General features: G+C 44.5%; 22 protein-coding genes. All 22 read left to right on the forward strand.

Translation table 11 applies throughout. The features are described 5' to 3' along the window. The 22 genes from BUC50_RS01125 to whiA all read left to right on the forward strand — a co-directional run bounded on the left by BUC50_RS01125 (position 1) and on the right by whiA (position 24,351). Positions 1-417 carry a hypothetical protein gene (locus BUC50_RS01125; RefSeq protein ID WP_013048211.1) on the forward strand — a complete coding sequence of 139 codons (417 nt, stop codon included), beginning with the start codon at positions 1-3 and terminating at the stop codon, positions 415-417. Positions 418-465: 48 nt separating this feature from the next. Then, positions 466-2,124: a peptidoglycan D,D-transpeptidase FtsI family protein gene (locus BUC50_RS01130; protein ID WP_013048212.1), complete on the forward strand. Its 1,659-nt coding sequence runs from the start codon at positions 466-468 to the stop codon at positions 2,122-2,124. A gap of 34 nt (positions 2,125-2,158) precedes the next feature. Further along, on the forward strand, positions 2,159-3,661 hold the full coding sequence (locus BUC50_RS01135; protein ID WP_013048213.1) for a UDP-N-acetylmuramoyl-L-alanyl-D-glutamate--2,6-diaminopimelate ligase: 1,503 nt from the start codon (positions 2,159-2,161) through the stop codon (positions 3,659-3,661). A 1-nt stretch (position 3,662) separates the two neighbouring features. Continuing rightward, positions 3,663-5,069 carry a UDP-N-acetylmuramoyl-tripeptide--D-alanyl-D-alanine ligase gene (locus tag BUC50_RS01140; RefSeq protein WP_013048214.1) on the forward strand — a complete coding sequence of 469 codons (1,407 nt, stop codon included), beginning with the start codon at positions 3,663-3,665 and terminating at the stop codon, positions 5,067-5,069. Then, on the forward strand, positions 5,066-6,013 hold the full coding sequence (gene mraY / locus BUC50_RS01145; RefSeq protein ID WP_013048215.1) for a phospho-N-acetylmuramoyl-pentapeptide-transferase: 948 nt from the start codon (positions 5,066-5,068) through the stop codon (positions 6,011-6,013). The genes BUC50_RS01140 and mraY overlap by 4 nt, the downstream gene beginning before the upstream one ends. Before the next feature lie 32 nt (positions 6,014-6,045). Further along, entirely contained in the window at positions 6,046-7,419 is a 1,374-nt protein-coding gene (gene murD, locus BUC50_RS01150) for a UDP-N-acetylmuramoyl-L-alanine--D-glutamate ligase (protein WP_286677055.1), read from the forward strand. Continuing rightward, the gene (locus BUC50_RS01155) at positions 7,416-8,516 is read left to right on the forward strand and encodes an FtsW/RodA/SpoVE family cell cycle protein (RefSeq protein ID WP_013048217.1); all 1,101 of its coding nucleotides are present in this window, start codon (positions 7,416-7,418) and stop codon (positions 8,514-8,516) included. The genes murD and BUC50_RS01155 overlap by 4 nt, the downstream gene beginning before the upstream one ends. Next, positions 8,513-9,601: a UDP-N-acetylglucosamine--N-acetylmuramyl-(pentapeptide) pyrophosphoryl-undecaprenol N-acetylglucosamine transferase gene (locus BUC50_RS01160; RefSeq protein WP_013048218.1), complete on the forward strand. Its 1,089-nt coding sequence runs from the start codon at positions 8,513-8,515 to the stop codon at positions 9,599-9,601. Before BUC50_RS01155 ends, BUC50_RS01160 begins: the two co-directional genes overlap by 4 nt. Then, positions 9,602-11,017: a UDP-N-acetylmuramate--L-alanine ligase gene (murC, locus tag BUC50_RS01165; protein ID WP_013048219.1), complete on the forward strand. Its 1,416-nt coding sequence runs from the start codon at positions 9,602-9,604 to the stop codon at positions 11,015-11,017. Between the two features lie 3 nt (positions 11,018-11,020). Beyond that, on the forward strand, positions 11,021-11,920 hold the full coding sequence (gene murB, locus BUC50_RS01170; RefSeq protein WP_013048220.1) for a UDP-N-acetylmuramate dehydrogenase: 900 nt from the start codon (positions 11,021-11,023) through the stop codon (positions 11,918-11,920). Between the two features lie 30 nt (positions 11,921-11,950). Beyond that, positions 11,951-12,721, forward strand: coding sequence for a hypothetical protein (locus BUC50_RS01175; protein ID WP_013048221.1), 771 nt, complete (start codon positions 11,951-11,953; stop codon positions 12,719-12,721). A gap of 34 nt (positions 12,722-12,755) precedes the next feature. Beyond that, positions 12,756-14,072 (forward strand): cell division protein FtsA, encoded by a 1,317-nt coding sequence (gene ftsA / locus BUC50_RS01180; protein ID WP_013048222.1) that lies wholly within the window; start codon positions 12,756-12,758, stop codon positions 14,070-14,072. 22 nt (positions 14,073-14,094) lie between these two features. After that, positions 14,095-15,258, forward strand: a complete 1,164-nt coding sequence (gene ftsZ / locus BUC50_RS01185) for a cell division protein FtsZ (RefSeq protein WP_013048223.1) — start codon at positions 14,095-14,097, stop codon at positions 15,256-15,258. Positions 15,259-15,365: 107 nt separating this feature from the next. Then, positions 15,366-16,037 carry an SPOR domain-containing protein gene (locus tag BUC50_RS01190; protein ID WP_013048224.1) on the forward strand — a complete coding sequence of 224 codons (672 nt, stop codon included), beginning with the start codon at positions 15,366-15,368 and terminating at the stop codon, positions 16,035-16,037. Between the two features lie 15 nt (positions 16,038-16,052). Then, positions 16,053-17,279: a molybdopterin molybdotransferase MoeA gene (locus tag BUC50_RS01195; RefSeq protein ID WP_013048225.1), complete on the forward strand. Its 1,227-nt coding sequence runs from the start codon at positions 16,053-16,055 to the stop codon at positions 17,277-17,279. Further along, positions 17,273-19,180 carry a substrate-binding domain-containing protein gene (locus tag BUC50_RS01200; RefSeq protein ID WP_213700981.1) on the forward strand — a complete coding sequence of 636 codons (1,908 nt, stop codon included), beginning with the start codon at positions 17,273-17,275 and terminating at the stop codon, positions 19,178-19,180. The genes BUC50_RS01195 and BUC50_RS01200 overlap by 7 nt, the downstream gene beginning before the upstream one ends. Then, positions 19,168-20,145 (forward strand): GTP 3',8-cyclase MoaA, encoded by a 978-nt coding sequence (gene moaA, locus BUC50_RS01205; RefSeq protein WP_013048227.1) that lies wholly within the window; start codon positions 19,168-19,170, stop codon positions 20,143-20,145. Before BUC50_RS01200 ends, moaA begins: the two co-directional genes overlap by 13 nt. A gap of 6 nt (positions 20,146-20,151) precedes the next feature. Next, positions 20,152-20,643: a cyclic pyranopterin monophosphate synthase MoaC gene (gene moaC / locus BUC50_RS01210; protein WP_013048228.1), complete on the forward strand. Its 492-nt coding sequence runs from the start codon at positions 20,152-20,154 to the stop codon at positions 20,641-20,643. Then, positions 20,640-21,455: a MogA/MoaB family molybdenum cofactor biosynthesis protein gene (locus BUC50_RS01215; protein ID WP_041459334.1), complete on the forward strand. Its 816-nt coding sequence runs from the start codon at positions 20,640-20,642 to the stop codon at positions 21,453-21,455. Before moaC ends, BUC50_RS01215 begins: the two co-directional genes overlap by 4 nt. Next, complete coding sequence (rapZ, locus tag BUC50_RS01220) at positions 21,445-22,335, forward strand: RNase adapter RapZ (RefSeq protein WP_013048230.1); 891 nt, start codon at positions 21,445-21,447, stop codon at positions 22,333-22,335. The genes BUC50_RS01215 and rapZ overlap by 11 nt, the downstream gene beginning before the upstream one ends. Then, complete coding sequence (locus BUC50_RS01225) at positions 22,335-23,447, forward strand: gluconeogenesis factor YvcK family protein (protein WP_013048231.1); 1,113 nt, start codon at positions 22,335-22,337, stop codon at positions 23,445-23,447. Before rapZ ends, BUC50_RS01225 begins: the two co-directional genes overlap by 1 nt. A 7-nt stretch (positions 23,448-23,454) precedes the next feature. Further along, the gene (gene whiA, locus BUC50_RS01230; RefSeq protein ID WP_013048232.1) at positions 23,455-24,351 is read left to right on the forward strand and encodes a DNA-binding protein WhiA; all 897 of its coding nucleotides are present in this window, start codon (positions 23,455-23,457) and stop codon (positions 24,349-24,351) included. Positions 24,352-24,364: the final 13 nt, after the last annotated feature.

A 24,364-nucleotide genomic window follows, 5' to 3' on the forward strand; every position in this document is an offset into this window, starting at 1 on the left:
GTGTATAACACTCAGGCATGGGACCTAAGATGTGATTCAAAGGTAAAAGTAAGTCCGTATTTTGTGGTGTTTGTTTTTATTATGGTAGTTTCATTTGTAGGATTAGGAGTTTTGAGACTTTACGCTAACAGGCTTGAGGCCCGTCTTAATGAAATTAATTTGCAAATAGAAAGCTACGAAATGCAAGAGGTAGATATGCGGCGTGCACTTTCCACTCTTACATCTCCGGAAGCGATTTACGGATATTCACAGAAAAAATTAGGTATGATAGCAAATGTCCGTAGCGAGAAAGTTCACGTAGCGATGTCTCCCCCTTTACACCAATCTCAGAAAACTATGGCTTCTTCTGTCCGGAGAGAGCATCGGCTGGGATTTCTCTTTTCTTTGTTCTCGTCCCAAGCTACTGCTAAAGAATAGTAGTATTCTTGTCCTTTGTAGTTAATAAAGTAATATGGAAACGATAAGATGAAAAAAACCTTTTTTTTTAACCCTTGGTTCGCAGTATTTATCGCTTTTACGACGGTTCTGGTTCGTCTTTTTTTTGTTCATTGTCTGCCCGACAGCAGAGTAGTCCGCCAGGCACAAAGGCAGTACTGGAGTGAAGTTCCTGTTAGTACAACCAGAGGATCTATTGTTGATATTTATGGTAACCCTTTATCTATGTCGGTGCCAGCCTATAGTTTTTTTATTGACCCGGCTTTTTGGGACCCTTCAAATGCACAGGCACTAAACAAACATCTTCCTTCTGCAACAATTAAAAAATTTTCGTCTCCTTTATCTGGGCGCTTTCATTGGGTGGCACGGAAACTCAATCAGGAAGATGCTAATGCTATTGCAGCATTGAGATTACCTGGTCTTTACAGACTGCAAGAAAAAAAACGCATTTACCCCCAAAACAATCTCTCTTCACATGTTTTAGGCTTTTGTGATATTGACGATAGGGGACTTTCTGGAATTGAATTCGTTTGGGATCAGGCCCTATATTCTCCCCCGGGAATAAGGCTTTTTATTAAAGATATTTCAGGCCGTGCCATTGATGTTTCTACTAGGTTGTCGGACCTTGAAAAAATAGAGCACAAAGGAAAAGTTCGACTTACCATGGACATGCGAATTCAGTACATCGTTGAGCGACGTCTTCAGGAAGCAGTAGATCAGCATAATGCGCACTGGGGAACTGCTATTTGCATGAACCCGCATACAGGGGAAATTCTAGCCCTATCCAGCATGCCAACTTTTGATCCTAACAATAGGACAGAGCTGCTTGACACAAAAAAAATATTTAATAATGCCGTGAGCCGGGTATATGAGCCAGGATCAACCTTTAAACCCATTGTCGTTGCGATTGCTCTTGAGAGGAAGGCAACGTATCCCTCAGAAATCATAAAAACTCCTCATAAGATCAAGGTTGCTGATGGGTCTATTTCCGAGTCAGGAAATCATAGCTGGGGAAAACTCTCTTTAGGGGATATCGTGGTAAAATCTTCCAATGTTGGAATGGCTCAAATAGGATTACGTATTCGCCCTTTTAATATGTACAACTGCCTTAAAGAATGGGGGTTTGGCCAGACTCCGGGCATAGAGCTCAATGGAGCAGAAGCAGGACTTTTACCTTCCCCTGACCAGTGGAGAGGAGTTGTACCAGCAAATATTGCTATAGGACAAGGAATAGGGGTAACACCTCTTCACCTTCTCACCGCTATAAATGCCATAGTAAATGGGGGGGAGCTTTTGCGTCCTTACATTGTGGCAGAAGTAACAGATACGAAAGGAAAAACTGTGTATAAAGGACAGAGAGAAAATGTTCGAACAGTGGTGACTCCAGCTATAGCAGCCTGGCTGAGAAAGATAATGAGAGAAGCCGTGATTAATGGCACTGGCAGGTCGGCGAATACTGCTGTAACTTCTGTCGCAGGAAAAACGGGAACAGCACAGGTAGCAGAAAAAGGGGTCTATGCGAAAAAAAAGTGGGTCGCCTCGTTTGTGGGGTTTTGGCCTTACGATTCTCCACAGTATGTCATGCTCATAGTTATAGGAGAGCCATCTAAAGGCAGATATTATGGCGGCGATGTGGCAGGGCCGGTTTTCAAAGCAATAGTAGAAGATATGGCTTTGCTTAACCTGTAGAAAGACAAGTGATAGAGAGGGGCATATATAATTTATGTCGACTTTACAGTTGGTTCTCAAGGCCTTAAAAGAAAAAAACTTGTTAAAAGAGGCACGAAACATTTCAAATCCATCTCTTGTTCTCTGGGACGTGTTTAATAAGAGCCACCAATGTGAAGAGAACAGCCTTTTTTGTTGCATCCCAGGTGAAAAACATGATGGGCATAGTTTCGCTTCAGATGCAGTGCAAAGAGGAGCAGCGGTTTTGCTTTGCCAGCATGCCCTACCTCTCCAAGTGCCGCAGATTATAGTTGAAAACTCCCGTTGGGCTATGGGGTTTGCCGCGGCAGCTGTGTATGGTTTTCCATCTAAACAAGTTTCTTTATACGGCATTACTGGTACTAATGGTAAAACTACGTCTTCATATATGATCCGAAGCATACTTGAAGAAGCTGGTGAAAAGTGCGGATTGATGGGGACTATTGTCTATGCAGATGGGGAAAAGGAGCAGGAGGCAGATCGGACAACCCCTGAAAGCTGTGACGTTCAAAGACTTATTGCCCGCATGAAAAGAAATGGCTGTACAAGCGTTATTATGGAAGCCTCTTCCCACGGGGCAAACCAGGGGCGCTTAAATGGTTGTCTTTTCCAAGGGATGGTCTTTACCAATTTAACCCCAGAACATCTTGATTACCATAAAGATATGGAGCATTATTTTGAGGCAAAGAAAAAGCTCTTCGAAGAGTATGTTTCAGAAAATTGGTGTGGGGCAGTGAATAGTGACGATGAATATGGTAGAAGGCTGCTCAGAATCTATGGAAAGAAATGCCTTTCTTTTGGTCTAGACTCCACAAGACACCACGACGTGCAACTTCAGAATTTTTATATGACACTATCGGAGCTTTCTATGAAAGTGCAGTTTTTCAACTCAGACCCCATAGATATTACTTTGCCTTTAACAGGACGTTTCAATATATACAATGCTTTAGGCGCTATGGCTATTTGCTATAAAATGGGAGTAGCCCCCCTTGTTATAAAGAAAGGGCTAGAGTCTATGCCCCAGGTTCCTGGCCGATTGGAAAAGTACTTTTTTGAGAACGAAGTTTGTGGAGTGGTGGACTATGCGCACACACCAGATGCTTTAGAAAATGTCCTCTCTGCCCTGAGAGAGGTTTGCCATGGTAAAATTATTTCTGTTTTTGGCCATGGAGGCGAAAGGTACCAGGCCAACCGCCCGCTTTTAGGGCAAGTTGCAGCCAGGCTAGCCGATATAATTATTGTAACCATGGATAATTCGCGGAGTGAGGATCCTGCTAAAATAGCGGAAGCAATAGAACAGGGCATAGCAAGTGTTGTTGAAGCTCCACCCCATTACCGCATTTTAGATCGGAATGAAGCAGTTCGGACCGCTCTCTCCATGGCTAAGCCCGGTGACGTGGTTGTCGTGACAGGTAAAGGGCCCGAACGTTTTATTGTTATGGATAATAACAAAATAGAATACAATGACTCGCATGCTATTCAGCAGTGGGCCCTAGATGTGGGATTGAGGTGGAGATAAAGTGAAATGGCAGTTATGGAAAGTTTCTGATCTGGCGGAATCTATCGGTGCTTCGTGGTGGGGAGAAGACATTATCCTTCCAGACTTTTTTACTGCCGACAGCAGAGAAGTTCGGCCGGGAGCTGCTTTTGTAGCGATACGCGGCAATGCTGAAGATGGGCACGATTATATTAAGGATGCTTTACATCAGGGGGCTTCTCTCATCATTGCTGAAAAAGGACGGATCCCCCAAGGACTGTCAATTCGGGATAGAGCAGTTATTGAAGTGAATGACTCTGTTGTGGATTTAGCACGCATGGCTTCGGCTTATCTTTCTGCGTGTTTGCCAGATGAAGTGATAGCTATTACAGGAAGTGTGGGCAAAACTACCACAAGAGAAGTATTAAAGAAATGCTTTGAGGGAATGCCACTTGTTTTCGGTGCTGAGAAAAGTTTTAACACTCTCATCGGATGCTCTCTTACAATCCTTGCGATGCCGGCAGGGACGAATGTCCTCATACTGGAGATGGGAACAAATAAACCTGGGGAAATAGAAGAGATGGTTCAGTATTTTCCTCCAACAAGGTGCATTATTACAGAAGTAAGCTCTGCCCATCTGGAAGGTTTGGTAACATTGGAAGGAGTTATAGCAGCCAAAATGGAGATTACCAGGTCTCCTCATTTAAAAACCCTCATTTTTAATGCTGATAATGAAAACCTCGCCAATGCAGCAGGACAAGTTTATGGAACCTGCAAGAAGATTGGAGTAGGAGTTCGAAAGGGCGAAGTTCGAATTTGCCAATCTACTTTTGATTTGGTAGAAAATCTGCCACGCCTAAAAACTACAATTCGATGGGAAGATGGCGTTATTTCAGATCTGTATTGCGGCCTATGGGGAACCCATAATTCCCTTTCTCTAGTTTACGCTTTAACCCTTTATAGGGAGTTGGGGTACCCTCTTGAAGAGGCATTGAGAAACCTGGAGACCATGACTTCACTTCCAGGCAGAGGAAGGGTCTTTTCAACAAGAGCTGGAGCGGTCATCATTGATGATTCATATAATGCCAATCCCTCTTCCATGAAAGCATCTTTGAACACCTTTTCCACTGTAGAGGTCAAGGGGCGCAAATTGGCGATCCTTGGCAGTATGAAAGAGTTAGGGAAGGAAGAAAGCGTACTTCATGAAGAAATATTAAGGAGCACTCATTTTTTAGATGCTCTTTTCCTAGTAGGAGAAGAATGGAAAGTGCCGCTGGAGAAAATGCCAGAACATGAACGGAGTAAAATAGTTATTGTATCAAAAGTGCAATCCTTTGCTGTAGAACTGGCTAAAATGATAAGGTCTGGGGATGGGGTGCTCATCAAAGGGTCCCATAGCCACCATCTGGAAAAAGTCGTATTAATTCTTATGGAGGGGCAAGAGTCGTGAATTCGCTTTTTCTCTTCGGTGTTGTTTTTCTATGTGCATTTTTCTTAGAAAGAGATTGGATAGAACGTTCTAATTGCTGGAATATGACCCAGGTACAAAAGGAATATGGGCCACAAAATCATATTGAAACGAAAAGCAAAACGCCTTCTATGGGTGGGGTTATGTTTATATTAGCTTCTCTTATAACCCTTATAGTCATAGTTGTGATGGGATGGGCCGCTTTTTGGGATGTCTTTATAATATGGCTTTTGCCCTGGGGGGCTGCCTTAATAGGATTTGCTGACGACTGGATCAAATTTAAGAGCCGCAGCAGTGAGGGGTTCCCGAGTCTTGTTAAGCTTGTCATTCAGATTATTATTGTTGTCCCCTGGGCTATTCTAATGTCATGGAAGCAGGGAGTGAGCCTTTGTCCAGGAGTTCTGCTTCCATGGTGGTTTGCCGTTCCTTTTTTAGCTATCCTAACTATCGGAATGCTTAACGCTGTAAATGTAACTGATGGGCTTGATGGGCTGGCTATTGGCGCTACGATCATTTCTCTTGTAATGTTTTTAACATGGTTTCCTGGAAATTCGGCTGTACGGGGTTGCGCACTTGGCACTCTCTCTATGAGTCTGGCTTTCCTTTGGTATAATGCCTACCCTGCAGCAGTTTTTATGGGTGATGTGGGATCCCATTTTTTGGCAGGAATGCTTGTTTCTCTATGTGTCTTTAGTGATTTTATAATTGCTGTTATCCCATTAGGTTTTTTGTTTGGTATAGAAATACTTTCAGTATCCATACAACTTGTAGCTATACATAAATTTAAAAGAAAGGTCTTTAAGATGAGTCCCCTTCATCATCATTTTGAACTTTCGGGATGGAGCGAAATCCAGATCGTAACACGCTTCTGGCTTATTCATGGACTTGGCGCATGGGCCTTAATTTACATTTTTTTACAGTGGTGAGCTGAAGAATTCGCTTGAAAGAAGGCATGGTTATGAAGGAAAGCAACCAGGATATAGCCGGGAAAAAGATTACAATTCTTGGTGCTGGAGTAAGTGGAAAGGGGCTTGCGATATTAGCAAAAACCCTTGGAGCCCATGTCTTTGTGACAGAAAAAAAGGACACTCTTTCTCCCGAAGTAGAAGAGGCTTTTAAATTACAGGACATTCAGTGGGAAGTTGGAGGGAATAGCTTAAGAGCACTAGATGCGGATTGTATTGTTGTCAGTTCAGGTATTTCTCCTCAAGCTTCCGTCGTTAAAAAGGCTCAGGGTAGAGGAATACCGGTAATTGGAGAAATTGATTTTGTTGCTCCCCATATAAAAGGGAAAGTTATTGGGGTAACGGGGAGTAATGGAAAAAGCACGACCACAATGCTTATTGGTCATCTTCTGAAAAAATACGGATACAAGACGGCTGTGGCTGGAAATATCGGAAACCCTCTTTCTTTGCATGCCAGTCAGAATTTGGATTTTATAGTGATTGAATTGAGCAGTTTCCAACTTTACTGGGCCCATCTCCTAAAAAGCCACGTAGCTATAGTGACTAATTTGGCACCTGATCATATAGATTGGCATGGTTCTTTCACGAATTATTTGAAAGCAAAGGCGCGTCTTGTCCGTTTGCAGGAACCGGGGCATTGGGCCGTGGTTCAAAACAGAGACGTCGACGCTCTTCAACTCTCGGGCAAATCGGCTGTTGCTTCTCTTTATTGGGAAGGGCAGGAGCCGGTTCATAAGACAGATGCCTATATTTGCATGGGAGAACAGGAAGCCTGGCTTTCCTACAACAAAAAAGAATTACTTTTTGATTATAGAGATGTGGATCTTATCGGGCGGCATAACCTTGAAAATTTAGCTATGACTGCTTCTGCTCTCATTCTCGGGGGCGTTCCTTGTTCGAACCTTACAAAACAACTTTCGGATTTTATACCTCTTCCTCATCGGTGCACTTTTGTGGCTGAAATTAATGGCGTTCGTTATATTGATGATTCAAAAGGGACGAATGTGGCGGCAAGTGCAACTGCCTTAACTTCAATACATGGCCCCAAGGTTGTTATTCTTGGCGGTCAGGGGAAAGGAGAGGATTACTCTCCCCTTGCGGAAGCGGTAAAAAAAGAAGCCAGAGTCGCTATTGTTCTTGGGGCAGAAAAGAAGCCTATCGTTACTGCTCTTGAGGGGGCAGGCTTTGCGCGGCATATTGAAGTTGATTCCATGGAAGATGCTGTGAAAGCAGCGATGGCTCTTTCTCTTCCAGGCGAAACCGTCCTTCTTTCGCCAGCGTGCACAAGTTGGGATATGTACCCCAGTTATAAGAAGAGGGGGGAACATTTCCGGCACCTTGTCAATAAATACGGAGGATTGTTGTGAGCGAGAAGGCACAGCGCGTGGATCCTCTTCTTTGGATCATTCCTCTTGTGCTGAACTGTTTGGGAATCGTTATGATAGTATCTCTCACTTCGCCACAATCTATGGAATCGTGGGGATCTCCTTTTATTATTGGGTTCAAACAGGTTCAGTGGAGCTTTTTAGGGCTTTGTGCCATGTTTATCATGTACTTGCTTCCCATTTCACTATGGAAGAAAGTGAGCGGCCCTCTCTGGGTGTTTGGTTTCCTCCTCTCCTTTAGCACTCTAATACCGGGACTGGGAATAGAGGCAGGGGGAGCAAAACGCTGGATAGATGTAGGAGCCCTTCAATTTCAACCTTTAGAGCTTTTACTCTTGGCTACGGTTATTCATTTATCTAAATGCCTCACTCGATCAGAGCTTTCTTCATCTAGGAAGTTTTGGACTATAACAATGGCAATGATTTTTTTCTCTGCCCTGCCTCTTCTAATGCAGCCGGACATAGGAGGAATGCTTCTTCTGGCTGTGATTTGTATGGGAATCCAAGTGGAAAATCAAGGATGGTGCTACCCTTTGATTATTGGTATTGGGGGTATATCTCTCCTTTTCCCCATATTAATAAAAGAAAGCTATCGTCTTCGTAGATATGTAGCATTTCTTGATCCATGGAAAGAGCCCCTTGACAGTGGTTTCCAGGTTATACAGGGCCTTGTCGCCTTTGCGAACGGCGGACTTATTGGAGTTGGAATAGGGAAAGGCCTTCAGAAAATGAACTATCTTCCGGCAGCACATACGGACTATATATTTGCTGCAATAGGTGAGGAGTTTGGATTTATTGGAACTGGTCTAGTGGTTTTCCTTTTTACTATCTGGGTTGTTAGGTGTTACAAAATATACAGACAGGCGCAAGACCCCTTTATGAGAACCCTTTTATGGGGGCTTGTGATATCAGTACTAGTTCCTTTCTTCATTAATGTAGGAGGAGTTTTGAAATTAATGCCACTTACTGGAATGCCCTTGCCTTTTATAAGTTACGGGGGGAGCTCTCTGTTAATGATGTGGGTACGAGCCGGTCTCATTGTTCGTATAACAAAAGAGATTGCAGGTGCACAGTCATGAAAAAATTGTTTTTTGTAGCGGGAGGAACAGGAGGACACATTTTTCCAGCTATTTCTCTTGGGCAATGGATCGAAGAAAGAGAAATGAAGAACGTAAAAATAGAATATATCTGTGGTTCAAGGCCCCTGGAATGGGAAATATTCAGTCAGAATAACATTGCCCCAACGGTATTGCCCATAGAAGGCTCTCCCCTTGGGGTTTTAAAAGCAGGGAAGGTCATTCGCCGATTGGGGAGTCTTTTTTCCGCTTTTTTGCAGTCCGTTTCCCTGATCAGGGAAGATCGTCCCGATGTTTGTGTCCTTTTTGGCGGATATGTTTCTTTTCCACCTATGCTAGCGTGTTTATTACATAGGATACCGCTGGTTATTCATGAGCAAAATTCTGTAGCCGGGAAAGTAACTCGTTTAGCAAAGAAATTTGGTATTCCCGTGCTCTCTGGATGGCAAGAGTGCCGCCCTTTAGAAAAGGATCAATTTAATTATGTTGGAATTCCAATTCGTAAGTTTAAAAAGGTTGACCGTATAGAAGCTTGGGGTAAACTATATACAGGGGTTGATTTTCCAAAGGGCGCTATTGTTGGGGTGCTTAGTGGGTCATTAACGAGCTCGCCACTTTTTAAAACTATATGTGAATTGGCATCTGCGCCTGATCTCAAAAACGTTACTTTTCTAGTAGTGGGAGGAAAAGGACGATGTCCCGATATAAATACTCTTATAGCTGTTGAAAGACAGTGGGATATGTCTATAATCTATTCGGTTGTCGATGCTGTTATAGCGCGAGCAGGGGCTTCTACCTTATCCGAACTCATGGTTCTTAACATCCCATCGCTTATTGTCCCCTGGCGTGGCGCTTCTGATGGTCACCAAGTGCGGAATGCCGTGCTATTTGAGAAAGAAACTATGGGAAATTTCGTATGGGATGAGCAGGCCTCTGTATTTGAATTAAAACACCATCTCATTGATTGTGTTTCGAAAGTCGATAATGGTACGAAGCTTGACGAGAGATCTCAGAGGGGATTTGAAGATCGTAGTTGTGAAAGGATCTGGGATGTTCTAATCTCGTTAATGCGAAGGGAGAGTCTGTGATTGGACTTAATAATATCAAACTTAAAGGGAATTAACAGAATTCACCTCATGGGTATAGGCGGGGCAGGCATGAGCGGACTCGCCCTCTTGCTGAAAGATCTTGGATACGATGTAAGTGGGTGCGATGTGAATTGGACGTCATATGTGGATAAAGTAATTCAGGATAATATTGGCTTTGTTCTTCATCACGGTAAAGAGCATCTTGATGATTTTTCCCCAGACCTAATTGTTTATAGCAGTGCTATTCCAGAAGATAACGAGGAGCTCCTTCATGCCAAAAGGAGGGGTATCCCCACAGCTAAAAGAGGAGAAGTGCTGAGCTGGATATTCGATTCCCAATATGGGATTGGCATCGCTGGAACTCACGGCAAAACCACAACCTCATCCATGATCGCTCTCATCCTTGAGCAGTCCGGGTTGAGCCCTACATTAGCTATAGGTGGCGAACTTTGCGATATAGGAGTGAACGCTAAACTTGGAGAGGGTCCCTATATGGTTGCAGAACTTGATGAAAGCGACGGTTCTTTTGAAGGGTTTCATCCCAACATAGCTGTTTTAACAAATGCTGATTGGGATCATGTGAACCATTATCCTACTTTTGATAGTGTAATTGAAGCCTTTGGTAGGTTCTTAGTTAATCCTAAAGATGACGGTGTAGTTGTCCTTTGCGGTGAAGATGTGGGATTGACAAGGATACTTGATGAAAATCATCTTAAAAATGAAGTAATCACCTATGGTTGGGGCAGTGCCTGGGATTGGGGCGCTTATAACGTTGAACATGTCCCTGGCGGCGGAGTTTCCTTTTCTGTGGCAAAAAATGGGAAGTTTGTAGACGAAGTTAAACTTTCAGTTTCTGGAGATCACAATATAATGAATGCGCTGGCAGCTTGTGTAGTAGCAGATCGTCTTGAAGTTCCCTTCCCTTTGATTAAAAAGACCCTGAAAACTTTCCGGGGGGCAAAACGACGGTTACAGTATATTGGTTCTACAAATGGTATGGACATTTATGATGACTACGGTCACCATCCACGGGAAATAGCGGCGACTCTGAACACTCTATCCCAAATGTTTCCAGAAAGACGACTTAATGTTGTTTTTCAGCCCCATCGCTTTTCCCGTACAGCCGCTATGTACAAGGATTTTGCAGATGTTCTGCTCCTGGCGGATAGGCTTTTTCTATTACCAGTCTATGGGGCAGATGAGGAACCCATAGAAGGTATTGATTCCAATCTTATTTACTCCGAACTGCAGCTTCGCCAGTACAAGAACTGTATTCTTTGCTCCGATATGTATGATGCTGTCGCCCTTCTCAAAGAATCTATGGAAGAGGGAGACGTTGTCGTTACGGTAGGGGCGGGAGATGTTTCCGCGGTAGGTGAGATGCTTGTTGAAGTGAAGGAGAAACGGGTGGTTTAAGAAATGACCCCCTGCAATGTCGCATTATTGAAACGAAGTATAGCGGGACCTGTGAGAGAACATTTTCCTCTTTCGCCCCTTACAACCTTTGGTGTGGGGGGTAGTGCTGATGTTTGTATCTGGCCTGCTTCTACACAAGATCTTGTGACTCTTGTAAAAATGAAAGAGGATACTTCGCTCAATATTATAGGAGGAGGAAGCAATCTTATAATTTCAGATGGCGACATAAAGGGTTTCGTCCTTTGTACAAAATACCTATCATCCTTTTCTCTTTTTAGAAAGAACAATGAGGTAGACATAGAAGTTGGGACCGGAGTTTCTCTAGGAGTCCTTGTTTCTTTCGGGTTACGCTATGGTTTTAGCGGAATGGAGTTTGGTATCGGGATTCCTGGAACTGTAGGCGGCGCTATCATAGGAAATGCAGGTGTTCAAGGAGAAACTGTTTCAGATGTAATACAATGGGTTGAAGTTGTAGATGAGAGTGGAGAGGTGCTTCGTTTTAAGAAAGAAGAATTGCCCTGGGGCTACCGACGATCAGTTCTTCAGGAAAGAAACTATATAGTGACAGCGTGTGGTTTGCGTTTACAGGCAAAAGATCCATATTGGGTGAAAGAAAAGGCTGATAATTTTTTGCAAAAAAGAAAATCCCAGCCTCGTGGTTTTAAAAGTGCCGGATGTATTTTCAAAAATCCTGACGGCGAGAGTGCCGGGAAGCTGTTAGATGAATGCGGCTGCAAGGGACTTCGAGTAGGCGGTGCCATAGTATCTGAGGCCCATGCCAACTTCATTCTCAATATGGGTGATGCTAAGGCAGCGGACATCTGGGCTCTGATAGAAGAGTGCCGAAGAAGAGTGTTTGAGAAGACGGGGTATGTTCTAGAGCTTGAAGTGAGGGGCTTTTGAACATGAAGTGGAAAGTAGAGGAGGTTGCATGTGAAACGCTTGCTATTACTCCTTTTTTTGATATTGGGGATAGTGTATTGCGTCGAATCCAATTTTTTATTGCTATCTTCACAACGTATGGAATTACATCTTCCTGACCCCTATTCTGAACAAGTGTTCTGGAGTCATTTCAGTTCGGATTATTTACGTTTCTGTCCCGCTGTCTTTTTCTGCCGGGATAAGGTAAAAGAGAAGATTGAACGGGAAATTCCTGTTGATTTATCAATAAAGTTTCGTTCTTTTAGGGATATACAGGTATCCGCACAACCCCTGGATGTTTGGATCGTTTTGGTGCAAAAAGGGACACGCTGGTACATGTCAAGAGATGGCAGAATATGGGATGGAGATAGCGTCGCAAGCAAGTACATCTATGGAAATAATGTGGATATTGACGTTCCAGTATGGAATTTAAAAGATAGTCTTCCAATTCCTATAGATGGCGCAGGAGAGCCAGGCCGAGTTATCTTTCAAAGTGCTTTGCCTCTCAGTTCTCTCAAAAACTGGGTCGAAGAAATCAGAAAAAATAACTGGGGTGCGCCAATCAAGAAAGTTGAGCTTGGAAGAAAAGCAGGTAGCTACAGCTTCACAATTGAAGTAAAATGGGAAAAACGTTTTATAAGTATTTATCTTGATGAGGATACAGAGAGGTGGCCAGTTATATCACAGGCATTACCAAAGGTTATGAAAGATCTGCCTTCTGGCAATGAAATTGTAGAGATAGACGCGACCTATGGGAATAAGATAGTGGTTAAAACGCTATGAATTTGATCGATCGTAGGAAGGGAGCGGGAATAAAGTGTACACAGAGCCAGAAATAATAGTGGGGCTGGATCTAGGTACCAGTAAAATAGCAGTTGTTGTAGCGGAAAGGGATTCCCGTTTCCAGGATGCCCAGATTATAGGTATTGGCTCAGCTCCTTCTTTGGGTATCCGCAAGGGACTTATTGTAAACCTGGAACAGGCGGTGCAAGCTGTACGGATGGCAGTACAGGATGCTGAAAAAATGGTTGGTTTCGAAATCGACGAGGCGACTGTGGCTTTTAGTGGCATTGACGCTACAAGTATAACGTCGAGAGGTATGGTTTCCTTGGGGCGAGTACCTCGACAAGTAGGCATCCAGGACATTGAGCGTGTTATTGAAGCGGCCCAGAGTGAGCTTTCGGTTCCTTCAAATCGCGTGACTCTCCATACCATCCCAGTAAAATACTCCCTTGATGGAAACAGCGGTATAGATGATCCCCTTGGAATGACGGGAATACGTCTGGAAATTGAACTGCAGTCAGTGATCGTACCTACATCTGTTATACAGAATATTATTAATTGTGTTGAGAGCGCAGGATTGAATGTCAACGGACTTGTGATTAAATCTCTGGCTAGCGCCCTTGGTTCCCTTACGGATGAAGAAACACGTACCGGTGCGGTTTCCCTCTGCGTTGGAGGAGGCACAACCGGAGTGGCTCTCTTTTCTGACGGACGTCCTGTCCGACTTACAGTTATCCCCATTGGCGGAGACCATATAACTAATGATCTAGCTTATGTGCTTAAAATTCCTATCAGCAAAGCTGAAAACATCAAACATCAGATTTCTCTTATTCTCGATGAAAATGATGATACGGTAGAAGTTGAAGCGCGGGGACGAACAAAGCTTCTTGAGGTTTCAGAGGCTGTTGATGTGGTTTCTTGCCGTCTTGAAGAGCTTTTTGTTGATCATGTGTTAAAGACCTTTTCCGACCAGAATGTTCATATGTTTCCAGCGGGGATTGTACTTTCGGGCGGTGTAGCTAAAACAGGCGGGATTGAAACTTTCACTACTGAAGTGATGAATTTGCCAGTTCGTATTGCTGATCCCCTTGATAGTTTTCAAATGCCTCCTGGGCGGAATGATTGTGAGTACACCACTTCTTCCGGAATCATTAGATATATTATGAATAAAGAGCGGAACCCCTATCGGTATATCGAAGCGCCAATTGAGGTTCTTCGATCAGGAGGAATGTCTGCCTACATGGCAGCAAAAAGAGGAGGACAACAGAGAAACACTAAAAGCGCAAGCGGGGGGGAAGGCTTTCGCCATTTCCTCGAGATGGTGAAGAAATCGATTAAAGAACTTTTCTGATGTATTGTGGGGTGGATGCGGAATGGAGCATGTTTTTCAGATAGACAATGCGACACGGCCTCATCGGGAAAATATTAAAGTTATTGGGGTTGGAGGCGGTGGCGGTAATGCTTTAAATCACATTATCCGAAATGGCATTGAGGGTGTGGAATGCATTGCTGCTAATACAGATATGGCAGCTCTCGGGCTTTCTGAAACGAAAACAAGAGTCATTTTGGGAAGAGAACTTACTCGAGGGCTTGGTGCTGGTGCTGACCCAGACGTGGGATCAGAGGCAGCGAAAGAGTCTATAGAAGAGATACGACAGCTCATTTCAGGCGCAGACATGGTTTTCCTTACAGCCGGCATGGGGGGCGGAACGGGAACAGGTGCGACTCCTGTTATCGCAGAAATAGCAAAGGAGTCAGGAGCTCTTGTTGTTGCGGTAGTAACGAACCCTTTCTCTTTTGAAGGGAAGAGAAGAAGGAATTATGCTAACGATGGCACGGCAATCCTTAAAGAGAAAGTAGATGCTCTTCTTGTGGTAGAAAACGATCGTCTCCTTGAAATTGCGGATAAAAAAACAGGTCTGACAGAAGCCTTTAAGCTTGCAGATGAAGTGTTACGTCAGGCGGTTCAGGGAGTGACAGATCTTATCTTAAAGCCCAGCCTTATAAACGTTGACTTCGCTGACGTGAGGACTGTCATGAAAAATGCAGGTTCCGCTATTATGGGGATTGGTGAGGGACATGGGGATAATAGGGCTGAAACTGCGGCAAAAGCTGCTATTAATAGTCCGCTTATGGCCACTCCTATGGATGGCGCAAAGGGAATACTCTTTAATATAACTGGCAGCAGTGATATTGGTATCCACGAAATCCAGCTGGCAGCAGAAGTGATAAAGGGAACTGCAGATGAAGATGCCACAGTAATCTGGGGGCACACCATTGATGAATCTATGGAAGATCGGATGAAAATAACTGTCATTGCGACAGGATTCTCTTCTGAAAAAGATCGACGTCCCCCAGCAAGAACAGCGAAAGCGGTAAGTACCAGTAAAACAACTTTGCGTTCTCCAGGTGTTGTCTTAGAGGAGGCCGAAGTTGTTTCAGCTCCAGAAGAAGATTTATTTACCATGAGCGGCGTTCCCAAAAACACCTATGATGTTCCTTCAATTATCAGAAGGTCGTCACGTTCCTCAAAATAACCCTCGTCAAAGGGAATTTTATTTAAACACAACAACGGGCGGGGGCCGTTTTAAGATGGCTCTTGCCCGTTTCTTCTTGTAGAACTGAAAAAACAGGAGGTTTTCCCATGTCAGCACGTGAGAATCGCAGGCAGAGAGACAAAAAACCGATGCTTCCCTTTGGAGACCTGATGCTTCCTATTATTGGACTCATAGCTGTAGGTCTCTTAATTGTGGGCATCAAATTCTTTTTTCTTTCAGAGCCTTCTCGGGAACAACATAAGCCGGTTATAGTTCATGAAAAAACGACTACGACGGCGGCCCCATCTTCAACAGTCGCATCTACAGCTGATGAGCCCCCTAAAGCCGCACCTGACAAAGCTGAAAATGCTGTTCCAGTGGCGGGATCTACAGCTCCAACTGCTCCCCAGGTTGCAGCACCTGTTACCCCCCAGACCGCATCGGAAGGCGGAACGCAGAAACCTGCTGCTGTAACTGCTGAAAGCGCAAAAGTGGTCATGGCTGCTCCAGCTCATGATGGGAAACTCATAACTGGGGGAGTGGAGAATAGTGCCTGGGGTGTCCAGATAGGCTCTTTTAAGAGCAATGAATCGGCGAACCGCTTAAAGGAAAAAGTTGAAAAAGAAGGGTATAAGGCCTTTGTGTCCAAGGCTCTTGTCAGCAACAGCACTTTTTACAGAGTGACAGTCTGGGCTGGAAATGAAAGAGGTGAAGCTGACAAACAGGCAAATCAATTAAAGCAGGCAGGCCATCCTGTTCTTGTCGTTCGTCTGCGATAGAAAAGGAGAAAGGAAATGTCCGGTTTTGTTGAAAATTTAACAGATCGGTTAGAAAGTATCCTTAAAGTATCTGAGGTCCTACGTTTCCCGTGGGACCTTTCTTTTGACCTTCAAAATATTGAGCAGTGTCTAGGTGGTTTCCTTGCCGAAGATATAATATCTTCGATAGAATCTCCTCCTTTCACAAGAAGTTTGCGGGATGGTTATGCGGTCCTAAGTGAAGACATTTCAGGGGCAACTTCTTCTTATCCAGTTTATCTGAATTTGATTGGTGAAATTCCTATGGGAAAGGTGCCGGACAAGGTTCTTAATCCAGGGGAAACGATGGCTATCCATACAGGAGGAATTTTGCCAAAGGGCGCTGATAGTGTAGTTATGCTCGAAGATACAGCAACAAGCGGCCCTTGGATAGAGGTTCGCAAAGGGGCGCAGAGGGGAGAAAATGTAATTTATAAAGGGGAAGAAATTTCCTTGGGAGAAAAAGTGCTTTGTCGCGGCGACAGAGTATCTTTTAAAACCCTGGGCATTCTTGCTACCATGGGGCAAATCCTAGTGCCTTGTCTGAACCTTAAAATAGGCATATTTAGCACGGGGGACGAAATAATGGAGGCTAAAACAGATCCATTGCCCCCCGGGTGCATTCGAGATGTAAATAGCTGGGTACTTTGGTCTTTTCTCAAAGATCAGGGGTATGATGTGACATCTTTAGGAATTATACGAGATACAAAAGAGGCTTTACAGAACGCTTTATATGAAGCTCTTCATGCATTTGACGTGATCCTCATTAGTGGAGGTTCTTCAGTGAGTGTCAGGGATTATTGTTCTGAAGTGCTCGAAACGTTGGCAACACCAGGATTAATTGTACGAGGGGTTCGAATGTCGCCAGGCAAGCCTGTTTTAATAGCAGGCTCATTAAAAGAGAAGAAATTAGTAATGGGACTCCCAGGTCACCCTCTTTCCTGTATGGTAGCGGCAAAAGTTCTGCTTATTCCCCTTCTTGACCTCATTGCAGGAAGAATATCCAAGAAAAGCGCATTTTCCTTAGAGACAACAACTGATATCATAGGGTGTACAGGTATAGAAAAATTTTATCCCGCAGCGCTGCGGGATAATCGGGTTGTTCCCATCCTGGCTAAATCAGGGTATGTAGGAGCCCTAAACCATTCAGATGGACTTATTCGTTTGGGTGAGGAGGTAGAAACAGTTCGCCAGGGAGAAAGGGTGGAGTTTATACCATGGTGAAAAAATGGAGGGAACATGTTTCCATTGAAGAAGCATGGTTGGTTTTTAGACAGAATTTCTCTTCTCTTCACAAAAAGAGCAATGTCCCCGTAGATGAATGTACAGATCTAATTCTAGCAGAGGATGTTTTTTCGAAGAGGAATGTACCTCATTTTAGCGCCTCAGCTGTGGATGGTTACGCTCTTTCTACTAAAAAGACAGCAAATGCGTCTTCGGCAACGCCAGTGTTTCTTGATAGAGAGGAATACCAGTGGATTAATACCGGGATGGCTGTGTCTCTCGAATATGACGGAGTCTTAATGGTTGAGGATTCCTCTGTGAAAGACGGGAAATTAGCCGTATATAAAACTCTTTCAATGGGAGATAATATTCGTCCAGTAGGGGAAGATGTGACATGTGGACAAATAATAGCTCGTGCCGGAGACAAAATTTCTCCTGCATTAGCGGCACTCTTTCTTGCGTCGGGGTATTCTTTCGTTCCTGTGTGGAGCAAACCTAGAACACTGTATATTCCAACTGGTGATGAAATAGTTTCTGGCAAGACATGGTTAAGTGAGGGAGCAGTCTGCGGAAAGGTAGTAGAGAGCAATTCTACCATGTTGAAAGCTTATTTCCACCGTTGGGGATTCCCCCTCGATGTAACAGGTCCACTGCCAGATGACCCTCAAATCATCCGCAAAAGCATTCTCAATGGGGCGGAGGATTATGACCTTCTTCTTGTAGGGGCAGGTTCCGCCAAAGGAGAAAAGGACTATACATCGACTATCCTTTCTGAAGAAGGCACCATGCTTTTCCACTGGCTTTTGATGAAACCAGGGCGTCCAGCAATGGCAGCGAAGGTGAAGGGAAAACCTGTGGTAGATCTTCCTGGATTTCCAATGTCAACAGCTGTTGTTTTATGGACCCTTGTTTTGCCCCTCCTCCAGCTTTTAGCAGAAGGGAATTTCGATGAAGCCACAGTTCTTAAACAGGCTATGGGTGCGGAAACAGAAGAAACAATGAAGCTTCTGACTCCCTGTTCGTCTGTACCCGGCCGAAATGAATGGCTGCGGATAAAGGCAATAGCCTTGCAGGGAGAGAAAAGGGTATTTCCTCTCTCGTCAGGCTCTAGTACCATGTGGACCATGTCCGAGGCAGATGGTTTTGCCCTTTTGCCCAGGCCTGTGGCAGAGTGTCCGGCTGGAACGAACTTAAAAGTATGGCTGACTCGCAAAATAGATTGGACTCGCCGTCTTCTTTTCCAAGGATCGAATGACCCCGCTTTTGAACGTCTGGGATCCTATGTGCATAAAAGGGGTGGTGAGCTTATCTATCGTTCAGTTGGGAGTCTTGGCGGTTTGTCTGCATTGGCAAGGGGCGAGTGTCATATTGCGGCTTGCCACCTTCTTGATCCAGAAAAAGGATCGTATAACAACACATACATTGAAAAACTTTCTAACGGGAAGCAGTGGAAACGTCGCTTGCTCTTTTACAGAAAACAGGGGATCCTTGTGGCACCTGGTAATCCCCTTCATGTTTTAACTATTGAAGACCTGGCAGAAAAAGGAGTTAGATTTATAAATCGTCAACCAGGGGCGGGCACTCGTGTGCTCCTCGATGTTCTTTTGCAAGAAAAGGGGATAGCTGTTTCTGATGTTAATGGATATTCAATTCAGGCTACTACCCATTTCGATGCCGCAAATCGTATTGCTTCGGGGGTAGCAGATGCTGCACTGGGCATTAAGGCTGCTGCTGATGCTCTCGGCCTTGATTTTATTCCTATAACAGAAGAGCCTTACGAGCTTGTTTACCCCCAGGAATATGAAGATCATCCATGCATTCAGGCTCTTATGGATGCCCTGGACGATCCAGAGTGGAGGCGGGACGTAGATAAGTTAGGGGGATATCGATGGAACTCCTGAAGGATTCCTTCGGTCGAATCCTGCATTACATTCGTATTTCAGTAACAGATCGCTGTAACTTCAGATGTCAGTACTGCATGCCTCGTGAAGGCATTAAGTGGATCGACCATAGAAATATCCTTCGATATGAAGACTTATTATTCCTTTGTAATGTCCTTGCCAATATGGGAGCAGGCAAGCTTCGTTTTACTGGCGGGGAGCCTTTTGTAAGAAAGGGGTTTCCTTTATTCCTTAAAAAAGTGCGAGAGGAATTCCCGCAGGCGGCCCTTTCCGTTACTACCAATGGGTCAATGCTTGCATCTGTAGCAGATGATATTTTATCCCTTAAACTTGAAAGTATAAATATAAGTCTTGATACCCTGGACCCGCAAAAATTTAAACTCATAACAGGCACCGGCAACGTTCAGGATGTTATTCGGGGAATCAGGTCAGTAGCCATTCATAGCGACACTATAGTGAAACTCAACACCGTATTGATAAATGGGTTTAACGAAGATGAGATAGGCGATCTTTTATTATTTGCAGAGAGGGAAGGAGTATTGCTTCGTCTCATAGAGTTTATGCCCCTTCATGGGGATGTTTGGAATTACAACCGTTTTATTTCCGCAGATGACATCCTTTCATCCCTTCCGGATGCAAACAGTTGGCGGGACGACACCTCAGAAAGTAAAGATAATGCAGGTCCTGCCCGCTATCTAGTGAATACTCTGACAGGGCAACGTCTTGGAGTTATAGCTGCGGTAACCCATCATTTTTGCGATACATGCAATCGTCTCCGCATAACGTCTACAGGGCAAGTTCTACCATGTCTTTTTAGCCAAAAGGGGGTTAACATTAGCAATGCATTACGAGAACGGGATGAAGAAATGGTAAAAAAGGGTATTATAGAGGCAATTAAGATGAAACCCCGACGATGGCTTGATATGGAGTCGGGAGATGAACATATGTCTCGGATTGGAGGGTAATTTGACATGGAGCCATTTTCCCACCTTGATGACCTTGGACACCCGCGAATGGTCGATGTTGGCGGAAAAGAAAGGACTGCACGCGAGGCTCTTGCCGAGGGAGTGGTTTTATTGCCTCAAACTATTCGAGACGCCCTTTTTTCGGGAACCACAGATAAGGGAGATGTAATGAAAGTTGCGGAAGTTGCAGGAATAATGGCTGCAAAAAAAGCTTCGGAACTTATCCCCCTCTGTCATAATATAAGTCTTGACAAGGTAGAGATCCACTGTGAGCTGTTGCCTAAAGAAAACAGGATTAAGATAACGTGCAATGCGGCTTCGAAAGGTGTAACTGGAGTAGAAATGGAAGCTCTTACTGGCGTAATGGCAGCAGCCCTCACAGTTTATGATATGTGTAAAGGCATAGATAAGGGTATGGTGATACAAAATGTGCGATTGCTTCATAAAATTGGGGGCAAAAGTGGAGATTATAGGGTTTCAGAGGAGGAGCATGAATGAAACTTCTCGGTATTTTGAGTAATGAGGATCGGCGTGAGTATGGAATATGCTATGTCAACAAGCGAGGAGATGGTCAATCTTCTGTTAATGGGAACCTGGCCACTCTTTTCATAGTAAAGCCAGGAGATATGCCTGCTTATGAAGGTGCGGCCTGTATCTTACGGGTCTCCCTTCTTAAAGATCTGGAGATAGGGAATTTGTTGGCCTTTGCAGAAAGTGACGTGTTGCTTCGTATAGAAAGACAACACGCCCCTTCTCAGTGGGAACTTTCTGTGCAGCAAAGTGGTTTTATTTCTGTATCTTCGGAAATAGAAACATGGAGATCACTGCGTGTTGGTGTTTTAACGGTGAGTGATAAAGCAAGTCAGGGTTTAAGGGATGACACTGCTGGTCCTGCTTTATCCAGAGCGGTAATTCTCATTGGCGGCATCGTAGAGGAACAGTCCATTGTTCCCGATGAAAAGGAAACCATAGAAAAAAAGCTCCGCCACTGGGTCGACCAGAAGGATCTTCATCTTATTCTGGTGACAGGAGGTACGGGTCTATCAGAGCGAGATGTAACGCCAGAAGCTCTGGAGGCCGTAGCCCATAGGAAAATCCCGGGAATAGGGGAGTTTATGCGAAGTCGTACGGTTTACTATACACCTCGGTCTATTCTTTCCAGGGGGCTTGCTGTAACAAGAGGGAAAAGCCTGATTATTGCTGTTCCTGGAAGTCAGAAGGGGGCTCTTGAGTGCTTTGAGGCCGTTGTCCCAGTGCTGAGACACGGCGTTGAAATACTACGAGATTGGGAGAAGGAATGTGGACATTAAGAATAACAGAGTTCGCCGGTGTCTTATTATTACGGGGATGTCAGGAGCCGGAAAATCGACGGTATTGAACATCCTGGAAGATCAGGGGCTATTTGCCGTTGATAATATCCCTCCAGCATTGTTGCCGCAGCTTCTGGAGCTCCTTTCCCAACACCGGGCGGCAGTGCAGGAAGGACTTGCAGCCGTTGTCGACGTTAGGGGGGGACGGCTTCTTAATGACCTTTTTTCTGTCGTTGATTCTCTTAAAGGGACCATCCCTCTTGTACAGGTTCTTTTTCTGGATTCCTCTGATGAAAGCCTAGTACGGCGTTTTGAAACAACAAGAAGGAGACATCCGCTGGGAGACCATATACCTGTTCTCGAGGGCATCCAGAAAGAAAGAGCCTTATTGGCTCCAGTGAGGGAATATGCTGATGTGGTACTTGATACATCTGGGCTCTCCATACGAGGTCTCAAAGATCGTCTCATAGCTGAATTTATACGGACTGAAGCTACTGCGTCCGTAGTATTCTCGTCCTTTGGTTTCAAATACGGGATTCCACAGGATAGTGATTTCATGCTGGATGTGCGATTTTTAGTGAACCCTCACTATGTTCCTCTACTCAGCCATCTAACGGGAAAGGATCCCGATGTCCAAAGCTATATTTCAACCCCTGAGGAAACACGCCTATTTCTTGCCCGTTGTTATGAGTTTTTGGATTTTCTCATTCCTGTCTACCTTTCATCAGGGAAATCACCCTTTCATATAGCTGTGGGTTGCACCGGTGGCCAGCATCGCTCAGTAGCAGTGGTGGAGTGGCTTTCTGAATATTATAGTAAAAAGGGCGTGCGGTGTGTGGTAAGGCACAGGGATATAGAACGAGGCCAGGTGGGAGAGTAATGGATTGGCGCATAGCATATCTCCTAGGATTAATCACAGCTTTTCTAACCTTGTTTGTTCTCTCTTTTAAAAATAGGAAAGTAAGTCTTTTTCGTCCTTCTCCTAAAAAAGATGTTATGGCAAAGGTAGTAGAGTATAGACTGTCCATGGGGCCTCACATTGTAGCTGTTGGCGGTGGAACGGGACTTTCTACCTTGCTTTTGGGGCTTAAATCTTTCACAAGAAACATTACAGCAGTAGTGGCTGTCACAGATGAGGGAGGAAGTTCCGGCCGTTTGCGGCAGGAATGGGGCGTTCTCCCCCCAGGGGATGTTCGAAACTGTATTGTTGCCCTGGCAGAAAATGATAATGCCCTTCGCAATATTCTTGATTTTAGATTCGATAGAGGAGATCTTTCCGGCCATAGCCTTGGGAACCTCATTCTTTTGGCAGTTACAGAGCTTTCCGGCGACTTCCGTGTTGCCGTAGAAGAAATGAATCATCTTCTCGCCATTCGAGGTAAGGTTTTACCGGTAACAACTGAAGCGGTTTCCCTTATAGCTGAAACAGTGGACGGGCAGCTATGCCGTGGGGAACTGCAAATTTCTTCCTGCGGAAAAAATTTGAAGGATATATGGCTTGAGCCACAAGACGCCCGGCCACTTACTGATGTGATACGGGCCATAGAGGAAGCAGATCTTATTGTTATGGGGCCAGGAAGTCTTTTTACCAGTGTATTACCGAACTTGCTTTTGCCGAAAGTTGCCCAGAAAATTCAGGAATCGCCTCTTCCCAGAGTTTACGTTGCCAATCTTATGTCTCAGCCAGGAGAAACAGATGGAATGAATATACTGCACCACTTAGAATGGGTCGAAAGAGCGGTGAAGGCAGTTCCGGATTATGTGGTGGTCAATAACGGGTCGATACCGGAAGCCCTTCTTCAGGCCTATCTCAATGAAGGAGCGGTTCCATTATATTTAGATGAATCTCAACGGGAAAGGATTCTGGAAAAAGGCTGTCATATTATTGAAGGAAATTACGTTAAGGTCTATGAAGAATCTGTGGTCCGCCATGATGGGCAGGCCCTTTCAGAAACTCTTATGAGAATATGCAGAGATTTGAAAGAAGTGTAACCACGCCATGAAGAGCATTAGTGAAACGATGTGGGACGAATGGGTTTTCTCTCCTGTTTCCAGTACAAATGCAGATTCAGAAGTAGCAGGAGTCCTTTGGGGACTTATGCCTGCGTCACCTGAATTTTTAACAAAGGAACGATTAGTTATCCTTTCAGGGCGGCGACTATGGGTATTCCGGCGTTTAAGAAGAATCTGGTCCCATTCCCGATGGGGGCAGAGAGTTGAACTGCCAACGATCCTTAACGTTCCAGCCAGTTTTAAGGGAAACGTAACTCTTTCCATTCCCCAAACACTAATAGCTGAAGTTGTTGTCTGGGGAGAAAACGCTAAAAGAAAAAATGATTGGGCATGGCTGCGGGGAGTATGGGGAAATTGCGGCTCTTTATATGTGCCTAAAAGCGGATATTACCTTGCCTTCCGCTTCAGGTTCTATAGATTGATGGACATGGTCTTATCCCTTTTGAAAAACAATCATTTCCCCATGGGCAAGCGTATGGTGGACGAACAATATGAATTGCTTTTACGAGATCAAGAGAAAATTGTTACATTGCTAAGCAACTTTAAACTTTTTGATACATCTTTGAAATTAGAGGAAAAGGCCATTGTTCGGGCTATGCGTGACAGAGCGAATAGACTTGTGAATTGCGATGCTTCCAACATACGAAAAACTCTTGAGGCTGCTGAGTGGCAGCTCGAAATAGCAAAAGTCTTTCAGAACGAAAAGGTCTGGGCGACTTTGCCAGAACCTTTGAAAGAGCTTATAGAAACACGGATGCAATATCCTAGCGCTACTTTGACAGAGTTGGGACAATTACTTTCAAAACCAGTAAGTAAAAGTACTGTCAAATACCGTTGGCAAAAGCTAAAGGAAATGGCTGAGCAATTGCCTCACGGTATATAATAAGTTTCGAGAA

The sequence above is a fragment of the Aminobacterium sp. EBM-42 genome (assembly GCF_001896635.1).
GTDB classification, from domain to species: Bacteria; Synergistota; Synergistia; order Synergistales; family Aminobacteriaceae; genus Aminobacterium; species Aminobacterium colombiense.

Excerpts from the sequence above, each read along its gene's own strand:
- BUC50_RS01160 (WP_013048218.1), top strand. The coding sequence starts at position 8,513 with ATGAAAAAATTGTTTTTTGTAGCGGGAGGAACAGGAGGACACATTTTT.
- BUC50_RS01135 (WP_013048213.1), top strand. The coding sequence starts at position 2,159 with ATGTCGACTTTACAGTTGGTTCTCAAGGCCTTAAAAGAAAAAAACTTG.
- moaA (WP_013048227.1), top strand. The coding sequence starts at position 19,168 with ATGGAACTCCTGAAGGATTCCTTCGGTCGAATCCTGCATTACATTCGT.
- BUC50_RS01130 (WP_013048212.1), top strand. The coding sequence starts at position 466 with ATGAAAAAAACCTTTTTTTTTAACCCTTGGTTCGCAGTATTTATCGCT.
- BUC50_RS01215 (WP_041459334.1), top strand. The coding sequence starts at position 20,640 with ATGAAACTTCTCGGTATTTTGAGTAATGAGGATCGGCGTGAGTATGGA.
- BUC50_RS01195 (WP_013048225.1), top strand. The coding sequence starts at position 16,053 with ATGTCCGGTTTTGTTGAAAATTTAACAGATCGGTTAGAAAGTATCCTT.
- BUC50_RS01190 (WP_013048224.1), top strand. The coding sequence starts at position 15,366 with ATGTCAGCACGTGAGAATCGCAGGCAGAGAGACAAAAAACCGATGCTT.
- BUC50_RS01200 (WP_213700981.1), top strand. The coding sequence starts at position 17,273 with ATGGTGAAAAAATGGAGGGAACATGTTTCCATTGAAGAAGCATGGTTG.
- moaC (WP_013048228.1), top strand. The coding sequence starts at position 20,152 with ATGGAGCCATTTTCCCACCTTGATGACCTTGGACACCCGCGAATGGTC.
- ftsZ (WP_013048223.1), top strand. The coding sequence starts at position 14,095 with ATGGAGCATGTTTTTCAGATAGACAATGCGACACGGCCTCATCGGGAA.
- murD (WP_286677055.1), top strand. The coding sequence starts at position 6,046 with ATGAAGGAAAGCAACCAGGATATAGCCGGGAAAAAGATTACAATTCTT.
- murB (WP_013048220.1), top strand. The coding sequence starts at position 11,021 with ATGACCCCCTGCAATGTCGCATTATTGAAACGAAGTATAGCGGGACCT.
- whiA (WP_013048232.1), top strand. The coding sequence starts at position 23,455 with ATGAAGAGCATTAGTGAAACGATGTGGGACGAATGGGTTTTCTCTCCT.
- BUC50_RS01225 (WP_013048231.1), top strand. The coding sequence starts at position 22,335 with ATGGATTGGCGCATAGCATATCTCCTAGGATTAATCACAGCTTTTCTA.